Source organism: Aeromicrobium sp. S22 (genome assembly GCF_009661045.1).
In the GTDB taxonomy this organism is placed as follows: Bacteria; Actinomycetota; Actinomycetes; order Propionibacteriales; family Nocardioidaceae; genus Aeromicrobium; species Aeromicrobium yanjiei.
In genome coordinates, this window is the sequence record NZ_WJWV01000001.1 from 1,649,362 (window position 1) to 1,666,442 (window position 17,081).

The 17,081-nt window shown below is 70.9% G+C and carries 17 protein-coding genes; 4 read left to right on the forward strand and 13 right to left on the reverse strand.

What is annotated here, in order from left to right; all coding sequences use genetic code 11:
- Positions 1-44: 44 nt before the first annotated feature.
- Positions 45-1,316 carry a ribonuclease D gene (locus GEV27_RS08000; RefSeq protein ID WP_153933853.1) on the reverse strand — a complete coding sequence of 424 codons (1,272 nt, stop codon included), beginning with the start codon at positions 1,314-1,316 and terminating at the stop codon, positions 45-47.
- Positions 1,313-1,906, reverse strand: a complete 594-nt coding sequence (locus GEV27_RS08005; protein WP_153653027.1) for a DUF3000 domain-containing protein — start codon at positions 1,904-1,906, stop codon at positions 1,313-1,315. The genes GEV27_RS08000 and GEV27_RS08005 overlap by 4 nt, the downstream gene beginning before the upstream one ends.
- Before the next feature lie 70 nt (positions 1,907-1,976).
- On the opposite strand from GEV27_RS08005, the gene hemE reads away from it, so the two are divergent.
- The 3 genes from hemE to hemQ are packed head-to-tail and all read left to right on the forward strand — an operon-like array spanning position 1,977 to position 5,065.
- Positions 1,977-3,017: a uroporphyrinogen decarboxylase gene (gene hemE, locus GEV27_RS08010; RefSeq protein ID WP_309222105.1), complete on the forward strand. Its 1,041-nt coding sequence runs from the start codon at positions 1,977-1,979 to the stop codon at positions 3,015-3,017.
- A gap of 3 nt (positions 3,018-3,020) precedes the next feature.
- Positions 3,021-4,352 (forward strand): protoporphyrinogen oxidase, encoded by a 1,332-nt coding sequence (gene hemG / locus GEV27_RS08015; RefSeq protein WP_309222106.1) that lies wholly within the window; start codon positions 3,021-3,023, stop codon positions 4,350-4,352.
- On the forward strand, positions 4,349-5,065 hold the full coding sequence (gene hemQ, locus GEV27_RS08020; RefSeq protein ID WP_153933854.1) for a hydrogen peroxide-dependent heme synthase: 717 nt from the start codon (positions 4,349-4,351) through the stop codon (positions 5,063-5,065). The genes hemG and hemQ overlap by 4 nt, the downstream gene beginning before the upstream one ends.
- 70 nt (positions 5,066-5,135) lie before the next feature.
- Here hemQ and msrB read toward each other — a convergent pair whose 3' ends face one another.
- Genes msrB through GEV27_RS08050 form a run of 6 tightly spaced genes read right to left on the reverse strand, consistent with a single transcriptional unit; the run spans position 5,136 to position 9,750 of the window.
- Positions 5,136-5,564, reverse strand: a complete 429-nt coding sequence (gene msrB / locus GEV27_RS08025; RefSeq protein WP_153653023.1) for a peptide-methionine (R)-S-oxide reductase MsrB — start codon at positions 5,562-5,564, stop codon at positions 5,136-5,138.
- A 37-nt stretch (positions 5,565-5,601) separates the two neighbouring features.
- Positions 5,602-6,090, reverse strand: coding sequence for a hypothetical protein (locus tag GEV27_RS08030; RefSeq protein WP_153910750.1), 489 nt, complete (start codon positions 6,088-6,090; stop codon positions 5,602-5,604).
- Between the two features lie 38 nt (positions 6,091-6,128).
- Positions 6,129-6,779, reverse strand: coding sequence for a pyrimidine reductase family protein (locus GEV27_RS08035; protein ID WP_309222107.1), 651 nt, complete (start codon positions 6,777-6,779; stop codon positions 6,129-6,131).
- Positions 6,780-6,804: 25 nt separating this feature from the next.
- Positions 6,805-7,476, reverse strand: coding sequence for a response regulator transcription factor (locus GEV27_RS08040; protein WP_153933855.1), 672 nt, complete (start codon positions 7,474-7,476; stop codon positions 6,805-6,807).
- 4 nt (positions 7,477-7,480) lie between these two features.
- The gene (locus GEV27_RS08045) at positions 7,481-8,713 is read right to left on the reverse strand and encodes a sensor histidine kinase (protein ID WP_153933856.1); all 1,233 of its coding nucleotides are present in this window, start codon (positions 8,711-8,713) and stop codon (positions 7,481-7,483) included.
- Between the two features lie 59 nt (positions 8,714-8,772).
- A complete protein-coding gene (locus tag GEV27_RS08050) occupies positions 8,773-9,750 on the reverse strand; it encodes a D-alanine--D-alanine ligase (RefSeq protein ID WP_153933857.1) in 978 nt (325 codons plus the stop codon).
- Positions 9,751-9,907: 157 nt separating this feature from the next.
- On the opposite strand from GEV27_RS08050, the gene GEV27_RS08055 reads away from it, so the two are divergent.
- Positions 9,908-10,744 carry a PPK2 family polyphosphate kinase gene (locus GEV27_RS08055; RefSeq protein WP_153933858.1) on the forward strand — a complete coding sequence of 279 codons (837 nt, stop codon included), beginning with the start codon at positions 9,908-9,910 and terminating at the stop codon, positions 10,742-10,744.
- Here the strand turns inward: GEV27_RS08055 and GEV27_RS08060 are convergent, their stop codons facing one another.
- The 5 genes from GEV27_RS08060 to GEV27_RS08080 form a co-directional block, all read right to left on the reverse strand.
- Positions 10,745-11,803 carry an AbrB family transcriptional regulator gene (locus GEV27_RS08060; protein WP_309222108.1) on the reverse strand — a complete coding sequence of 353 codons (1,059 nt, stop codon included), beginning with the start codon at positions 11,801-11,803 and terminating at the stop codon, positions 10,745-10,747. It lies immediately after the preceding gene.
- A gap of 58 nt (positions 11,804-11,861) precedes the next feature.
- Complete coding sequence (locus GEV27_RS08065; RefSeq protein ID WP_153653019.1) at positions 11,862-12,620, reverse strand: sirohydrochlorin chelatase; 759 nt, start codon at positions 12,618-12,620, stop codon at positions 11,862-11,864.
- A gap of 190 nt (positions 12,621-12,810) precedes the next feature.
- A complete protein-coding gene (locus tag GEV27_RS08070) occupies positions 12,811-14,493 on the reverse strand; it encodes a nitrite/sulfite reductase (protein WP_153933859.1) in 1,683 nt (560 codons plus the stop codon).
- 309 nt (positions 14,494-14,802) lie between these two features.
- Positions 14,803-15,429 (reverse strand): hypothetical protein, encoded by a 627-nt coding sequence (locus GEV27_RS08075; protein WP_153910754.1) that lies wholly within the window; start codon positions 15,427-15,429, stop codon positions 14,803-14,805.
- Entirely contained in the window at positions 15,429-17,078 is a 1,650-nt protein-coding gene (locus GEV27_RS08080; RefSeq protein ID WP_153933860.1) for an acyl-CoA dehydrogenase family protein, read from the reverse strand. The genes GEV27_RS08075 and GEV27_RS08080 overlap by 1 nt, the downstream gene beginning before the upstream one ends.
- Positions 17,079-17,081: the final 3 nt, after the last annotated feature.

Sequence of the window (17,081 nt, forward strand, 5' to 3'; positions counted from 1 at the left end):
TAAGGGCAGGCATGCCTGTCCTTGGCTGCGTAGGACCTGTGAGATCACGAAGAAGTGTCGGCCAACGCCTCGGCGAGTGGGGCGGCGACGAGCCCCACCTGCCAGCCGCGGGCGCCCTGCTCGCGCAGGACTGCGCCGACGGCCTCGGTCGTGATCTCCGCGGGAGGCTCCCAGGCGAGGTTGCGCACCAGCTGCGGCGAGATGAGGTTCTCGGTCGGCAGGTCGTGCTCCTCGGCGATCGCGGTCACGACCTCGCGGCTGCGACCGAGGCGATCTGCGGCGACGGGGTTCTTGTCCGCCCATGCGCGCGGCGGTGGGGGACCGTCGACGCGCTGGTTGGTGGTGGGCAGCTTGATCTCCGCGAGCGCCAGACCGCGCTCGACCGCGTCGAACCACTCGCTCGCGAACCGGCGGGGACCTCGGTTGCGCATGATGCGCATGTTCTTGAGCGCCGTGACGTCCTGGGGTGGCGACGTCGCCAGCTCGAGGATCGAGCTGTCGGGCAGGACCCGACCGGGAGTCGTGTCGCGGGCCTCGGCGATACGGTCGCGGGCCTCCCAGATCTCACGGACCAGGGCCAGGGCTCGACGCCCACGAGCCTTGTGGATGCCGGAGACCCGCCGCCACGGCTCCTTGCGCTCGGGCGGACCCTGGAAGAGCAGCAGCGCCTCGAACTCCTCCGCGGCCCATTCACGCTTGCCTGCTGCTCGCAGGTCGGCGTCGATCAGGTCGCGGAGCTCGATCAGGACCTCGACGTCGAGTGCCGCGTAGACCAGCCACGGCTCGGGAAGGGGACGGGTCGACCAGTCCGCGGCGGAGAACTCCTTGGCCAGGCTCAGCCCGAGGTAGTGCTCGACCAGGGCGGCCAGCCCGACCCGCGGCAGGTTGAGCAGTCGCCCGGCGAGCTCGGTGTCGAACAGCGCCTCGGGGTACAGGCCCACCTCGGCGAGACACATGAGGTCCTGCGTCGCGGCGTGCAGGATCCACTCGTTGCCGTCGAAGGCGGTGTCGAGGGGCACGAGGCTGTCGAACGCCGTGGGGTCGACCAGGTGCGTGCCGGAGCCCTCGCGACGGATCTGGATCAGGTAGGCGCGCTGGGAGTAGCGGTAGCCCGAGGCGCGTTCGGCGTCCAGGGCGATCGGGCCGGTGCCCGCCGCGATGCGCTCGCACGTGTCCTGCAGGGCTTCCGGGGTGTCGACGACCGGCGGGAGTGGGTCACGCAGCTGCAGCCGCGGCGCCTCGGGTGCCACCGGTTCGGGAGTCTCCTCCGCCGCGCCTGCGGTCTCGTCGGGCCCGGTCTCGGGGGGAGTGGTCAACGCGCACCACGCCTGCGCTGGAGGGGGATGACGCCTGGCGCGAGGGGCGGGAGGCCCGCGATCGCGCAGAGCAGGTTGGACCAGGCGGCGGCGTGCCCGCCCATGTCGGACGTGGGCTGCTCGACCAAGGGCGTCCAGGACGCGCGCACCTCGATCTGTGCGTCACCGCCATCGGCCGCCATCTCGCCGAATCCCTCGGATCGCACGACGGTGACGCTGCCGCTCGCTGCGGCGTACGCGCTGTCGAACGCGTCGAGCGCCTCGGTCAGCCAGCTCCACCCCACGCTCGGGAGCACGGGGTCGGCGGCCATGTCGGCCTCGATGTCGGCGCGGGCGAACGTGACGCAGCGGAACGTACCGCCCCATGCGTCGTTGCCGGCCGGATCGTGCAGGAGGATGAAGCGCCCGGTCGCGAGCTCGTCCTCGCCGACCAGCACGTCACCGCTCATCGCGAATGCGTGCGGGGCGATGCGTTGGGGTGCGGGCATCTCGTCGACCACGACCTCGGGTCGCAGGACGGCACCTCGCACCTGCGCGACCGCATCCGTGAACTGGGCGGGCGTGCGGTCGATCTCGCTTCTGACTGCCACCCTGCGATGGTAGGCGTGTCCGGGCCAGGGCTGGGCCTCGACACTCCGCACGACCTGAGAGACTGAATCGGTGAGCACCCCAACCCTGACCGACAGCGCGTTCCTGCAGGCCTGCCGCGGCGAGCGCCCCGCCCACACCCCGGTCTGGTTCATGCGCCAGGCCGGCCGTTCCCTGCCGGAGTACCTCGCGATCCGCGAGGGCACGACGATGCTGGACTCCTGCTTCCGCACCGACATGGTCGTCGAGATCACGATGCAGCCGGTCCGCCGCTACGGCGTCGACGCGGCGATCTTCTTCTCCGACATCGTGGTCCCCCTCAAGGCCATCGGGGTCGACCTGGACATCGTCCCCGGCACGGGCCCGGTCGTGGCGGAGCCGATCCGCTCGCACGCGCAGCTCGAGCAGTTCCGTGACATCGAGCCCGACGACATCGCGCCGATCACCGACGCCGTCACGGCACTGGTCGGCGAGCTCGGCGCGACCCCGCTGATCGGCTTCGCGGGCGCACCGTTCACCCTCGCGTCCTACCTCGTCGAGGGCGGTCCGTCCCGCGACCACCGCCTGACCAAGCAGCTCATGTACTCCGAGCCCGATTTGTGGCATGCGCTGCTCGGGCGCATGGCCGCGATCGCCGGGCAGTTCCTGCGGGCGCAGGTCGAGGCCGGCGCGTCCGCCATCCAGCTGTTCGACTCGTGGGCCGGTGCGCTGTCGCTCGCGGACTACGAGGCGTACGTCAAGCCGCACTCGGCGGCCGTGCTCGCGTCCGTGGCCGATCTCGACGTGCCGCGCATCCACTTCGGCGTCGGCACCGGCGAGCTGCTGCACTCGATGGGCGACGCCGGGGCGGACGTCGTGGGCGTCGACTGGCGCGTCCCGCTCGACGAGGCCGTGCGTCGCATCGGTCCGGGCAAGGCGGTGCAGGGCAATCTCGACCCGACCGTCGTCTTCGCCCCGACGGAGTTCATGCAGGCGCGTGCGGCCGAGGTCCTCGAGGCGGGTCGTGCGGCTGAGGGACACGTGTTCAACCTCGGCCACGGCGTGCTGCCGGCCACGGACCCCGACGCGCTGGCGCGCCTGGTCGACTTCGTCCACGGCTACGAGACGGCGTAGGCAGTGAGGGTCGCCGTCGTCGGTGGAGGAATGGCCGGACTGGCCGCCGCGTACGAGCTCGCGTCCGCAGGGGCCGAGGTCGTCGTGCTGGAGGGCTCGGACCGGCTCGGCGGCAAGCTGCGTCTCGGCGACGTCGGCGGGCTCACGGTCGACCTCGGCGCGGAGTCGATCCTCGCCCGCCGTCCGGAGGGGCTCGACCTGATCCACGCGATCGGCCTCGACGACCGGGTCGTCCACCCCGCGACCACCACCGCGGCGATCTGGACGCACGGCGCCCTGCGTCCCATGCCGCCGACGGTCATGGGCATCCCGGCCGACCCGGCTGCGCTGGCCGCCTCGGGCATCGCGGAGATGCCCACGCCACGGATCCTGCCGGCACCCGATCACGACGTCTCGGTCGCGGAGTTCGTCTCCGAGCGGCTCGGCCGCGACGTGCTCGACCGTCTGGTGGAGCCGCTGCTCGGCGGCGTGTACGCCGGCAGCACCGAGCACCTGTCGCTGCGTGCCACGACGCCCCAGATCGCGGATCTCGGCGAGGACCTGATCGCCGCCGCCGCGGCCAACCGGGCCGCCGCGACGCGCACCGGGCCGGTCTTCGCGGGGCTCGTCGGTGGCATCGGACAGCTTCCCGCTGCGGTCGCCGCGACCCCCGGCATCGAGGTCCGCCTCGACGCGACGGTGCGCGCCGTCGCGCGTACGGGCGACGGCTGGCGGCTGTCCGTCGGTCCGACCACGGACGTCGAGTCGGTGCACGCGGACGCCGTCGTGGTCGCCGCGCCGGCCCCGGCTGCCGCGCGCCTGCTCGCGGTCGAGGTGCCGGCGGCAGCGTTCGCACTCGCGGCGATCGACTACGCCAGCATGGCGATCGTGACCTTCGTGCTGGACGACGCCGACGTCCCGGAGGGCTCCGGATTCCTGGTCCCGCCCGTGGACGGCACGTTCATCAAGGCGGCCACGGTCTCGTCCAACAAGTGGGGCTGGCTCGGCGACTCGGGCCGTACGGTCATCCGGGCCTCGGTGGGACGCGCAGGGGAGTCCACGCTGCTGCAGCACGACGACGCGGAGCTCGCCGCCCGTGCCCTCGCCGATCTGCGGCAGGCCCTCGGATCGCTGCCCGAGCCCGCGGACCAGGCCGTGCAGCGCTGGGGCGGGGCACTGCCGCAGTACGACGTGGGGCACCTCGACCGGGTCGAGACGATCGAGCGCTCGGTGGCCGAGGTGGCCGGCCTGGAGGTCTGCGGCGCGGCGTACCGGGGGGTCGGCATCCCGGCGGTCATCGCATCGGGCCGGGCGGCTGCGCGGCGCTTGCTCGACGCTGGGACAATGGAGTCATGACTGCTGCTGCGCCTATCCCCAACAAGGGCAAGCTCGCCAAGGACATCAACGAGACCATCCGTTACACGATGTGGTCGGTGTTCCGCCTGGACCGCGTGCTCGGCGACGCCGACCGCCAGGCCGAGGCCGCCGAGGTCGATGCGCTCATCACCAAGCTCGCCGCCGACGACGTGGTGGTCCGTGGCACGTACGACGTGAGCGGCCTCCGCGCCGACGCCGACCTGATGATCTGGTGGCACGCGCCGACCAGCGAGTCCCTGCAGGCGGCGTACAACGCCTTCCGCCGCACGGCCCTCGGCTCGCGCATGGCGCCCGTGTGGTCGCAGATGGCACTGCACCGTCCCGCGGAGTTCAACCGCTCGCACATCCCGGCGTTCATGGCCGAGGAGCAGGTGCGGTCGTACGTCTGTGTGTACCCGTTCGTGCGGTCGTACGAGTGGTACCTGCTGCCCGAGGACGAGCGCCGCGCGATCCTCAAGGAGCACGGCATGGCCGCCCGTGACTACCCGGACGTGCGCGCCAACACCGTGGCGTCATTCGCCCTCGGCGACTACGAGTGGATGCTGGCCTTCGAGGCCGACGAGCTGCACCGCATCGTCGACCTCATGCGCGAGCTGCGGGCGACCGAGGCCCGCCGGCACGTCCGCGAGGAGATCCCGTTCTACACCGGCAAGGCGCACACCGTCGCCGAGCTCACCGAGCTCTGGCCCTGACGGGACACCGATCTTTCGGCGTTTGCGTCGCCAGGGCGGCGCAAACGCCGAAAGATCGGTCTTTCGCGGACTACTTGGCGTCGGGCTGGAGCGTCAGGCTGATGCCGTTGATGCAGTAGCGCTGATCGGTGGGGGTCGCGAAGCCCTCGCCCTCGAAGACGTGTCCGAGGTGTGAGCCGCAGGTCGCGCAGCGCACCTCGGTGCGGACGCCACCGAACAGCGAGCGGTCCTCGATGTACTCGACCCGGTCCTCGGCCAGCGGCGCGTAGAACGCCGGCCAGCCGCAGTGGGCGTCGAACTTGGTCTCGCTGCGGAACAGCTCGGTCCCACAAGCGCGGCACGCGTACACGCCGACGGTCGGGTCGGTCTCGTAGGAGGACGTGAAGGGACGCTCGGTGCCCGCCTTGCGCAGGACCTGGTACTCCTCCGGGCTGAGCTCGGCCTTCCACTGCTCGTCGGTCTTGTCGACGGCGTACGTCTTGTCGCTCTGCTGGGTCATGCCCCCAAGCGTACGTCGGCGGGCCAGCCGGACGAGCTCAGCGCTGGGCGTCGAAAGGCACGTGCTCGAGCAGGCGGACGCTCGGGACGTCCAGCTTGCGCTGCGCCCGCGACGTCCAGTCGATGTGCAGGAACTCCTTCACGACGTGGGGCTCGGTCAAGATGATCGCCTCGGAGGAGCCGGTCTGCTTCACGAGCTCCAGCAGCGCGTCGACCGGGTCGTCCTCGGTCAGGGTCGCGGTGACCTGCTGGCCGCGCTCGACGAGCAGTGCTGCGCTCGTGTCGAGCTCGTCCTGTCCCGCGCGGACGATCTGCTTCTCGACCGCGTCGATCGCGTCGGGCTCGGTGTACGGCACGACCTGGCCGCCGAGGGCACCCATCGAGGACGCGAGCACGGCTGCGTCGTTCTCGACCGGCAGGAGCAGGTGGTAGCGGACGGTGTCGTCGAGCCCCTCGTGGAGCGCAATGATCTGGTCGGCGTCGAGATCGTTGAGCTGGCGTTCGATGAGCAGTGCCACGTCGTACATGTGCGATGTCCCTTCGTTGGTGCCAGAGTACGTGCGGTCTAGGTGCGCTCGCGCACCCATCGGGTGAACAGGACGCCGTCGAGCTCGACCGCGTGCCCGAGTGTCATGGCGCGGTCGACGGCGTGCGGGCCGTGGGCGATGCGGGGCGCGTCGCCGGCGGCCAGCACGGGCGCGATTGTCAGGCAGACCTCGTCGACGAGGTCCAGACCGACGAGGTCGCCGTGCAGCGTGGGACCGCCCTCGCACAGGACGCGACGAAGCCCACGTGAGCCGAGCTCGGCCAGGACGGCGGGCCAGTCGATCTCGCCCTCGCCCAGCGTGATGACGTCGACGGTCTCCCGAAGCCGGGCGAGGGCGTCGGCGGGGGCGTCCGCGGTGGTGATGACGATCTGCCCGGGTACGACGAGCGCGTCGGGCACGTCGAGGCTGCGGCTCACCACGGCGATCGGGACCGAGGACGGGCCGTAGCCCTCCGCGCGGGCGGTGCCGGCGCCGACCACGACCACGTCCGCGAGGGAGCGCAGGACGTGGAACACGTGTGTGTCGGCGTCCCCGCCGAGCGGGCCCGAGCGACCACCGGCGTCGTGGGCGGCGCCGTCGAGGGTGGCCACGAAGTTGCTGCGCACCCACGGCCGGTCGGACGAGGGATACGCGTACAACCGGCGGATCTCGTCGTCGTCGAAGCTCACGGGTCCACCCTAGGGCGATGTTCGCTCAGACGGTGCTGGTTATTCCGTGCTCGTGGGAGTAGACCACGATCTGTACGCGGTCACGCAGGCCGAGCTTGCGCAGGATCCCGCCAACGTGCGTCTTCACAGTTGACTCACTCGACAAGATCTCCTCCGCGATCTCGGCATTGCTGAGGCCACGGGCCACGGCGTCGAACACCTCGCGCTCCCGATCGGTGAGCTCGTGGTATCCATCGGGGAGCACACGCGGCTCCGCGAAGGTCGCCGACATCAGCGTCGTGAGGTCTGTGGGGGAGAGCACCGCATTGCCCGCATGGACCGTGCGAATGGCCTGGCACAGCATCTCCGGGGTGACGTACTTGAGCAGGAAGCCGCTCGCACCGTGCCGGATCGCCGTGGCAGCACGCTCATCGAGGTTGAACGTCGTCAGGATGACGACGCGGACGATCCTGTCGCGATGGCTGACTCGATCCGGCGAGAAGATCAACTGGGTGGCCTCCACTCCGTCCGTGTGGGGCATCCGGTTGTCCATGAGGACGATGTCCGGTGACTGCTCATCGACCAGCAGCACCGCCTCGGCACCGTCGGCCGCCTGCCCGACGACCTCCATGTCCGGCTGCGCGTCGACGATGGCAGCGATCCCGGCGCGGAACAGGTCCTGGTCGTCCGCCAGGACGACGCGGATCGAGCTGGTCATGCCGTCACGGTACGCGAAGTGGGATGCTCGCGGTGGCGATGAACATGGCGCCGGTGGCATGATCGTGCGTCTCGACCGCCAGCCGGCCACCGACGGATTCGACCCTGCGGCGCATGCCCGCCACGCCGTGGCCGCCCCCGGGGCGGTGCTCACAGGGCGGACGGACGACGTTGCGCACCTCGAGCTGCAGGTCATTCTCCCAGCGCTGTGCCACCCACAGCGGCGCGTCCAGCAGCCCGTGCCGCAACGCGTTGGTCAACATCTCCTGAAGCACACGGAATGCGACGAATTCCACATCGTGGGGAAGGGGCTGCGGCATTCCGACGACGCTGACACGGATGTCCCTGCCGGCTTTTCTGAGTCCGTCGATGAGGTCCTCGACCCTCACGGAGGCGGGCCCGGCATCGGAACCGCCCGCCCGCAGGACGGCGTGGATGTCCTGCAGGGACAGGCGGGCCGCGGAGGCGACATGCTGGAGAATCTCGCGAATTCGGTCGGGCTGGTCGTCGTCGAGGAAACGGGCCGACTCCGCCTGCGCGAGGATCACCGCGAGCGAGTGCCCCACCACGTCGTGGACCTCATTGGCCATTTGCGTCTGCGCCGCCCGCAGGTCCGCGACCTCGGTGGCGTGGGCGAGCCGAGCCTCGGCCTCGTGCTGCCTCGCCTCCGCGACGTCCCTGTCGATCCGCGACCGCTCGTTGGCGTCGTGGCTGCGCAGGAGAAGCCCGATCAGCCAGGGTGTCGAAAGGGTGACCACGGCGACGGCAAGGGGGGCGAGTACGTCGGACGTCGCGCCGTGGGCGACGGACCCGGCGCGGTCACCGACCCGTAGTACGTCGAGGGGATCGCCGTCCTGGTGGAAGATCAGCACCTCGACGCCAGCCTCCAGCGCGATCGAGAGCCCGCTGAGCCACACGACGAGTGCGTTGCCGTAGCGAGCGGCGCCAAAACTGACGAGCAGAGCAACGAGGTGAGCTGAGGTCAGGTGGACGGAGGCCGTCATCATGGCGAGGTTGGCCAGCCACGCTGTCAGCAAGGCAGCACCCGGGGCACGGAACAACAGCGCCGCGGCGACCGTACACCCGAGCATCCCGGCCCACGCGCCCGCTGGGACGTCCGACCAGCCGCTGTACCGCAGCTTCAGGTCGAACCAACCGAGCGCCGCCACGGGGAGGCTGACCAGAGCAGGCAGCCACGATATGCGGAAGACCGGATGCGAGGTCACGCTGAGGTTCATCCTCGAGACGACGGCTCCGAACGGCACGGCTCTGAGAATGGCACGCTGGCGACCAGATGTCACCGCCCGGCCTGTTCGGCGGCACGGACGAGCTCGGCCAGGAGGGCGGGGTACGGCATGCCGGCGGCGGCGAACATACGAGGTATCTCGGACAGCTCTGTCAGGCCGGGCGTGGTGGTGATCTCGTTGAGCACGACTGCCTCAGCCGTCAGGAAGAAGGCGAAGCAAGCAACGCCCGAGCACCCGATGGCGCCGAACATCGTGAGCGCTGCCTCGACGAGCCCCTTGCGTTCCACGTCGTTCACCTGCGCGGGGACACGGATGCCGGCCGACCCGTCCGTTGTCTCGCTCTCGGCCATCAGGGCAGGTGAGGACGTGACCTCCATCAGCTCGCCGACCAGACGCTCGCCGTCGGGCCGCCCAAGCACGCCGACGTGAACCTCTCGGCCGACCACGATCTCCTCCACGAGGATCCTGTCGTCGGCCATCAGCGCGGTGTCGAGGGCATGCTGCAGCCCAGCGGCGTCCCGGACGAGCGCCGTTCGTCGGCCACGTCCTCTCGTGACCGGTTTCACGGCAACGGGCCCGTTCCACCGGACCGACTGGACGGTTGCGGACGTGACGATCGCACCCGAGGGCGTCGTGATGCCGACTGAGGAGGCCACGAGCTTCGTGACGACCCGGTCGGCCGCCAGAGCGGTGGCGTGCAGGTCGCTGCCGACGAAGGGCACGCCGGAGAGCGTGCAGAGGGCAGCCACGGCGCCGTTGCCCCCGGGCCGTCCGTGAACCGACAGGAAGGCCACGTCGCACCGGGCGAGGACGCCGATCGCGGCGGACAGGCTGCGGGCGGGCGTGTAGCTGAGCGGCTCCGCGCCCTCGTGCCAGATGCCGTCCGGCGCGATGATGAGACGGGTGACGACGAAGCGACCGGCGGCCAGTGAGCGGGCCACGGACGCGGCCGAGGCCAGACCGGCCGGGTCGTCCTTGCCGCGCCCGCCGCTGATCACGGCGACACCAAGGGGTCGCGTGGTGGGCATCCGATGCTCCTCGGGACGGCGGGGCGAGGCTCTTCACGCGCAACGGTAGAAAAAAGCCTGTCCTTTCGGATCCACCTGAGGTACCGCCTAGCGGCCCTCAGGTACCGGTCCGATCACTCCTGTGGTGCACCGTCCGGTCCGCGACCATACTGCCCACATGCCCACGTCCTTGTCGTACCAGCTGTCCGTGTCCGGCGCGATCGACCTGTCGGCGTACGACTCGCGCGCGACGCCCGGCTTCGACGGCAAGAAGGCCGACGCCAAGCTGGCGCTGAAGGATCTCGGCGACGAGCTCAGCGATCTGCAGGAGAGGCTGTTCGCGCTCGGACGCACCGGGGCCGGTACGACGCGCCTGCTGGTGGTCCTGCAGGGCATGGACACCGCCGGCAAGGGCGGGATCGTCCGCCACGTCGCGGGACTCGCCGATCCCCAGGGTCTGTCGATCACGTCGTTCAAGAAGCCGACTCGGGCCGAGCTCCGGCACGACTTCTTGTGGCGGGTGCGCAAGGCGCTGCCGGAGCCCGGGATGATCGGCATCTTCGACCGCTCGTACTACGAGGACGTCCTGATCGGCCGGGTCCGCGAGCTCGCGCCGCCCGAGGAGATCGAGCGGCGCTACGACGCGATCAACGCGTTCGAGCAGGAGTTCACCGACTCCGGGGGCGTGCTGGTCAAGTGCTTCCTGCACATCACCAAGGACGACCAGAAGGAGCGTCTGGCCGCGCGCCTCGACGACCCGACCAAGTACTGGAAGTACAACCCGGGCGACCTGGACGAGCGCGAGCTCTGGGACGGGTACCAGGAGGCGTACGCGATCGCGATCGAGCGCTGCGGTGAGGCGGCGCCGTGGCACCTCGTGCCGAGCGGCGGCAAGTGGTACCGCAACTGGGCCGTGGCGACCCTGCTGCTCGAGCAGCTGCGCGCGCTGGAGCTCGAGTGGCCGGCGCCTGACTTCGACGTCGAGGCCGAGAAGAAGCGGCTGGCCGCGATGTAGCTAGCCGCTGCGGCGGGTCAGCCACCGACCCAGCAGCGGAGCGGCCAGCAGCACCAGCAGGAGCCGGATGATCTGCACGGCCGTCACGAACGTGACGTTGCCCCCGGTGTCCGCGGACGTTGCCAGCACCGCGTACAGCCCGCCGGGCGTGGTCGCGAGGTAGGCGTCGAGCTCGGACACGCCGGTGAGCCGGGCGAGGAGGACGCCGAATGCGGCGCACGCGCCGATGATGATCGCGATGACGAGCAGCGCGGTCGGGATCATCCGGCCGATCGCCCGGAGGCTGTCGAGGGTGAACCGCAGCCCGACCTGCAGCCCGATGAGCACGAAGCCGGCGGCCTGCACCCAGGGCGGGACGTCGACGTCGGCGAACGCAGGCACCGCGCCGAGGGCGATCGAGGCCAGCAGGGCGCCGAGCACCGCGGGGGAAGGCAGGTGGAGCGCCCGACCGACGCCGATGCCCAGGGCGACGGCCAGCACCGAGTACGCGACGCCGGCGGCCGACGTGGCCGGCGCGGTCACCCCCGCGGCGGTCCCGGTGTCGGCATGGAACACCACGGACACGGCGGCGGGCATGGCCAGCAGCACCACGAGGACGCGAAGGTACTGGATGACCGTGACCACGCGGTCGTCCGCGCCGAGGTCGTGCGCCACCGCGGTCATGCCGGAGGCGCCACCCGCGACCGACGCGAACGAGGCCGTGACGGGGCTGACCCCGCGGTGCAGCCGCAGCAGCTGACCGGCCACGACGCTCAGCACCAGCGTGACCACCGAGATCACGATCACTGCGGGCCAGTCGCTCCCGAGGTCGGCGAGCGTCTGGAAGTCGACGGCCGCGCCGACCGTGACGCCGATGATCGCCTGGGCGATCGTGAACGACCAGCCCGGGACGTCGACGGTCCGCCCCGTGCTGAGGGAGAACGCCAGTCCGCCGGCGAGGCCCCCGAACAGCACGGCCGAGGGGAAGCCGAGGAGGCCGAGGACCGTTGAGATCCCGGCCACCAGCGCCGCGAGGATCGTCCACGACACCACGGACTCGCGGCTGGGCCTGGAACTCACCCACCCAACGTAGGACGTGCGCGAGCCGGCCGGGGAGCGCCCCGGCCGGCCCGGCAGGTCAGGCGAAGAGCGCCTCCAGCGGGACGAGGTCGACCGCACCGACCGCGTAGCGCGCGAGGATGACCCGGGCCACCTCGACGTCGACGCCCAGTGGCTCGGCGACGGCGACGGCGCCGGCCTCGTACGCCAGCTCGGTCACCCGGTCGGGCAGCACACCCGGAGCGAGGAACAGCTGACCGACGGCGATGTGACGTCGACCGTCGGCGCGGTGCTGACGGACGGCCTCGCCGGCTGCCGGCGGGACGCTCGACGCGAACGCCGCGATCGTCGGCAGCTTGTGGTGGGAGCCCCACGCCCGGGCCGCCCGCGAGATCGCCGCGTTGGCGATCGGGTCGGACGAGCCGGCGCCGGCCAGCACCAGGGCGTCGAGCTCACGCACGCGGTTCTTGGACAGGGCCTCGCGCAGCCGCTTGTCGAGGACGTGGAAGAACGCGGCCTCGATGCCGAGCACGCCCGTGGCGTGCACCTTGATGCCGTCGTGCCGGGCAAGTGCACCCGCCACGGCACGCGGGACGTCGACATTGGCGTGGAACGCGACGCTCAGCAGCAGCGGGACGACCACGATCTCCTGGTGGCCCTCGGCCACCAGCTGGTCGACGGCCTCGTCGAACGAGGGGCCCACGTGGTCGAGGAAGGCCGGCTGGACACGGAGGTCGGGACGCATGCACGCGACCATCTCCGTGAGGGCTGTGATGGTCTGGGCAGAACGCGGATCGGTGCTGCCGTGCGCAAGAGCAATGAGTGCTGGTGCGGTCATGATGCTTGCCTCCTTCCAGGGGGTGGTGCGATGGGCGGTGCGATGGTGGTCAGATCGGTGGGGGACAGCTGGCCGATGAAGCCGAGCCGGAATGCGCGCAGACATGAGCGGCACTCCCACTCGCCGTGCGTCTCGCCATGGGGACGCAGGTTCTCGTCGGCGCAGTACGGGCAGTGGTAGGGGATGCCTCTCATCGAAGGACCTCCTCGTCGGCGCGGGCGACCCAGCGGGCGAACGACTCCTCGACGTCACGCTGCTCGAGGTACGTCCGGGAGAGCTTCTCGACGTAGTCGGGCAGGTCGTCGGCCGCGACCTTGTGCGCGCGCAGCTTGCGGCCGAAGCCGGCCTGCAGTCCCAGCGCGCCACCGAGGTGGACCTGGAAGCCCTCGACCGTGTTGCCGTCGGCGTCGTTGACGAGCATGCCCTTGAGGCCGATGTCGGCGGTCTGGATGCGGGCGCACGAGTTGGGGCAGCCGTTGACGTTGACCGTGATGGCGGTGTCGAGGTCCGGGACGCGGCGCTCGAGCTCGTCGATGAGGACCCGTGCGGTGTCCTTGGTGTTGACGATCGCGAGCTTGCAGTACTCGATGCCCGTGCAGGCCATCGTGTTGCGGCGCCACTGCGAGGGACGGGCGTGGAGGCCGATCTCGGCCAGCGCGGCGACCAGGCTCTCGACCCGGTCCTCCTCGACGTCCAGCACCACGAGCTTCTGCATCGGGGTGGTCCGGATGCGATTGCTGCCGTGTGCCTCGACGACGTCCGCGAGCTGGTTCAGCAGGGTGCCGGAGATGCGACCGACCGTGGCGGCGACGCCGACGTAGAACTTCCCGTCGGTCTGCGGGAACACCCCGACGTGGTCGGCCGGGGTCTCGGGCATCGCGGGGGCGTCGAGATCGGGGAGCCGGCGCTCGAGGTACTCGGTCTCGAGGACCTCGCGGAACTTCTCGATGCCCCAGTCCGCCACGAGGAACTTCAGCCGTGCGCGGGTGCGCAGGCGGCGATAGCCGTAGTCGCGGAAGATGCTGACGATGCCCTTCCAGACCTCGGGGACGTCCTCGAGGGAGACCCAGGCGCCGAGCCGCTGGGCCAGCATCGGGTTGGTCGACAGGCCGCCGCCGACCCACACGTCGAAGCCCGGACCGTGCTCGGGGTGGATCGCGCCCGTGAACGCCACGTCGTTGATCTGCGGGACGACGTCGTGGTCGGGGTGGCCGCTGATCGCGCTCTTGAACTTGCGGGGGAGGTTGGAGAAGTTCCGGTCACCGATGAAGGTGCTCTCGATCGCGTCGATCGCCGACGTGCCGTCGATGATCTCGTCGGCGGAGATACCGGCGACGGGCGATCCCAGGATCACGCGTGGGCAGTCGCCGCACGCCTCCTGGGTGGACAGGCCGACCGCCTCGAGGCGCTGCCAGATCGTCGGCACGTCGCGGACGTCGATCCAGTGGTACTGCACGTTCTGGCGATCGGTGAGGTCGGCGGTGTCCTGCGCGAAGTCGACCGAGATGTCGGCGATCGTGCGCAGCTGCTCGAGGTCGAGCTGGCCGCCGTCGACGCGCACGCGCAGCATGAAGCGGTCGGCGTCCAGCTCCTCGGGAGCGAGGGTGGCGGTCTTCCCGCCGTCGATGCCCTGCTTGCGCTGGGTGTAGAGGCCCCACCAGCGGAACCGGCCCCGCAGGTCGCCGGGATCGATCGAGTCGAAGCCGCCGTGAGCGTAGATGTTCTCGATGCGAGCGCGGACGTTGAGCGGGTTGTCGTCCTTCTTGGACTGCTCGTTCGCGTTGAGCGGCTCGCGGTAGCCCAGAGCCCACTGGCCCTCACCGCGCTTGGGGCGGGGGCGGCGGGCGGCGTTGGTGCCGGTGGCTGTAGCCATGAACTTCCCTTGGGGCAGGGCACACGGCGATCACGACAGGCTCGTCACGGGGTCGCCGCGCGCCTGGATTGATGTCTGAGATCAGTGCAGAGGTCGCGCGTTGATCAGCGACACATCATGTTGCGGGCACGACCGAGGTCAACGTGGAGACGTCCCACGAGCCAGAGTGTCTGTGCCGAAAGCATGTCCTCAGTCTGGGGAGCCCGCGCTCTCCCGACAACCACTGGTCTCGAAGGTTGAGACGGTTGTCCACATGTTGGTCAGCACTCCTTCGAACACGGGGGAAAGCCCTGTCGTATGTGGGCTGCGTCACTCGGCCGGGACGAGGACCGACACCGCGTACGCGCCGGCCGCGGCGGCCAGGAGGGTGGCGCCCGCGGCCACGAGCGCCGCGTCCCACGGGACGATCCCGGCGGTGGCGAGGCCGATGACGGCGGCCGGGTGGAAGACCGCGAGCAGCCCGAGGGGCAGGACCGCCCCGCCGAGGACGGCCGGCACCGCGGCGAGGCCCTCGGGCCCGCCGCCGTCGATGCTCAGGGTGGCCCAGGCGGCGACGAGCCCGACGACGGCGGCCCCGATGCCGGCCACCACGAGATCGGGGTCGGCGAAGACCAGGGTGTCGCCGAGCCGGTCGTCCAGCGCGAGGGCGACGAGACCGCCCAGGACCGCCCCGACCGCGTGTGCGGCGACGGCCGGCAGCAGGGTCGACCAGGGCCCGCGACCGACGACCGCCAGTGCCACGGCGGACGCCGGGTTCACGAGGCCGCCGGCGCCGCTGTCCTCGGTCGCGTGCAGCTGGGCGTACCAGGTGAGCAGGACGGCGACCCCGGCCACCGCGGCGACCGCGAGCGTGGCCTCGGCGGCGCGCAGGGCGAGCGCGGACACGATGGTGATGATCGCCGACGTGAGCGCGGCGATCGAGAGGGGACGGCCCATCAAGACTCCAGGTGTGGGGTGGTGCGGGCGACGATGCCCGCGAGCGCGAGCCCGTGGGGGAGCGTGCCGAACGTACCGCCCCAGTCACCTCCGAGGCGGGAGGCGCAGAACGCGTCGGCCACGTCGGGATCGCCGTGCTGCAGCAGCACCGTGCCCTGGAGCACAGCGGCCATCTGTCCTGCGATCCGTCGGGCCCGGGTCTCGATGTCCGTCAGGTCGGCGAGCTCGGTCAGGACCGTCTCGGCCATCGCGTCGAGGTGACGGTTCTCGCCGCGGACCGTCCCGACCTCGGTGACCCAGGCCTCGAGGCTCTCCGGCTCACGGCTCAGTGCGCGCAGGACGTCGAGGGCCTGCACGTTGCCGCTGCCCTCCCAGATCGAGTTGAGCGGCGACTCGCGGAACAGCAGCGGCATGCCGGACTCCTCGACGTACCCGTTGCCACCCAGGCACTCCAGGGCCTCGGCGACCATGAACGGGGTCCGCTTGCACACCCAGAACTTCTCGAGCGCCAGGCCGATGCGCCGCAGCGCCTGCTCGTGGGCGTCGTGGGGCTTGTCGACCGCCGAGGCCAGTCGCAGCGCCACCATGGTCGCGGCCTCGCTCTCGACCGCGAGATCGGCCAGGACGTTGATCATTGCGGGCTGGTCCGCCAGCGTCGCACCGAACGCTGCACGGCCTGACGTGTGCCACGCGGCCTCCGAGACGGCCTTGCGCATGATGCCGGCCGAGCCGAGGATGCAGTCCTGACGGGTCGCGGACACCATCTCGATGATCGTGCGGATGCCGCGGCCCTCGTCGCCGAGGCGTACGGCCCAGGCGTCGGTGAACTCCAGCTCGCTGGACGCGTTGGACCGGTTGCCGAGCTTGTCCTTGAGCCGGACGATCGACAACGCGTTGCGGGTGCCGTCGGGGCGCACCCGCGGCACGACGAAGCAGCTGACGCCGCCGGGGGCCTGCGCGAGCACGAGGAACAGGTCGTTCATCGGTGCGGAGGTGAACCACTTGTGCCCGGTCAGCAGGTACTCGCCGTGCGTCTCGGTCGGACGCGCCTGGGTCGTGGTGGTGCGCAGGTCGGAGCCGCCCTGCTTCTCGGTCATGCCCATCCCCGCGAGGAGGCCGGCCTTGAGCTCGGGAGCCCGGAGGCCGAAGTCGTACGTGCGGGAGGCCAGTCCGGTCGTCCACTGCTTCGCCAGAGCGTCGTCCGCGCGCAGGGCGGGAACCACGGCGTACGTCATCGTGATGGGGCACATGTGGCCCTGCTCGACCTGTCCCCAGGCGAGGAAGCCCGCGGCGCGCTGCAGGTGGGCGACGGGGCTCTGGGAGACCCACGGCTCGGCGGTGAGGCCGAACCCGACGCCCTGCGTCATGAGCCAGTGCCACGAGGGGTGGAAGTCCACCTCGTCGATCCGGGTGCCGAACCGGTCAGCCGTCCGCAGCACCGGCTCGTTCTCGTTGGCGAGGTGCCAGTGCTCGCGGGCCTCCGCGGATCCGGCCAGGGACCCGATGGGCGTGAGCGCCTCGACGATCGCGGGGGAGTGCTCGCCGCCGAACGCCGACACCGCGTCCATGAGCGCCTGGTCCCCGGTCGCGACGTTGTGGCCGACGAGCGGCGACGCCTGGTTCGAGGGTGCGCGCTGCAGGGGATCCATGTC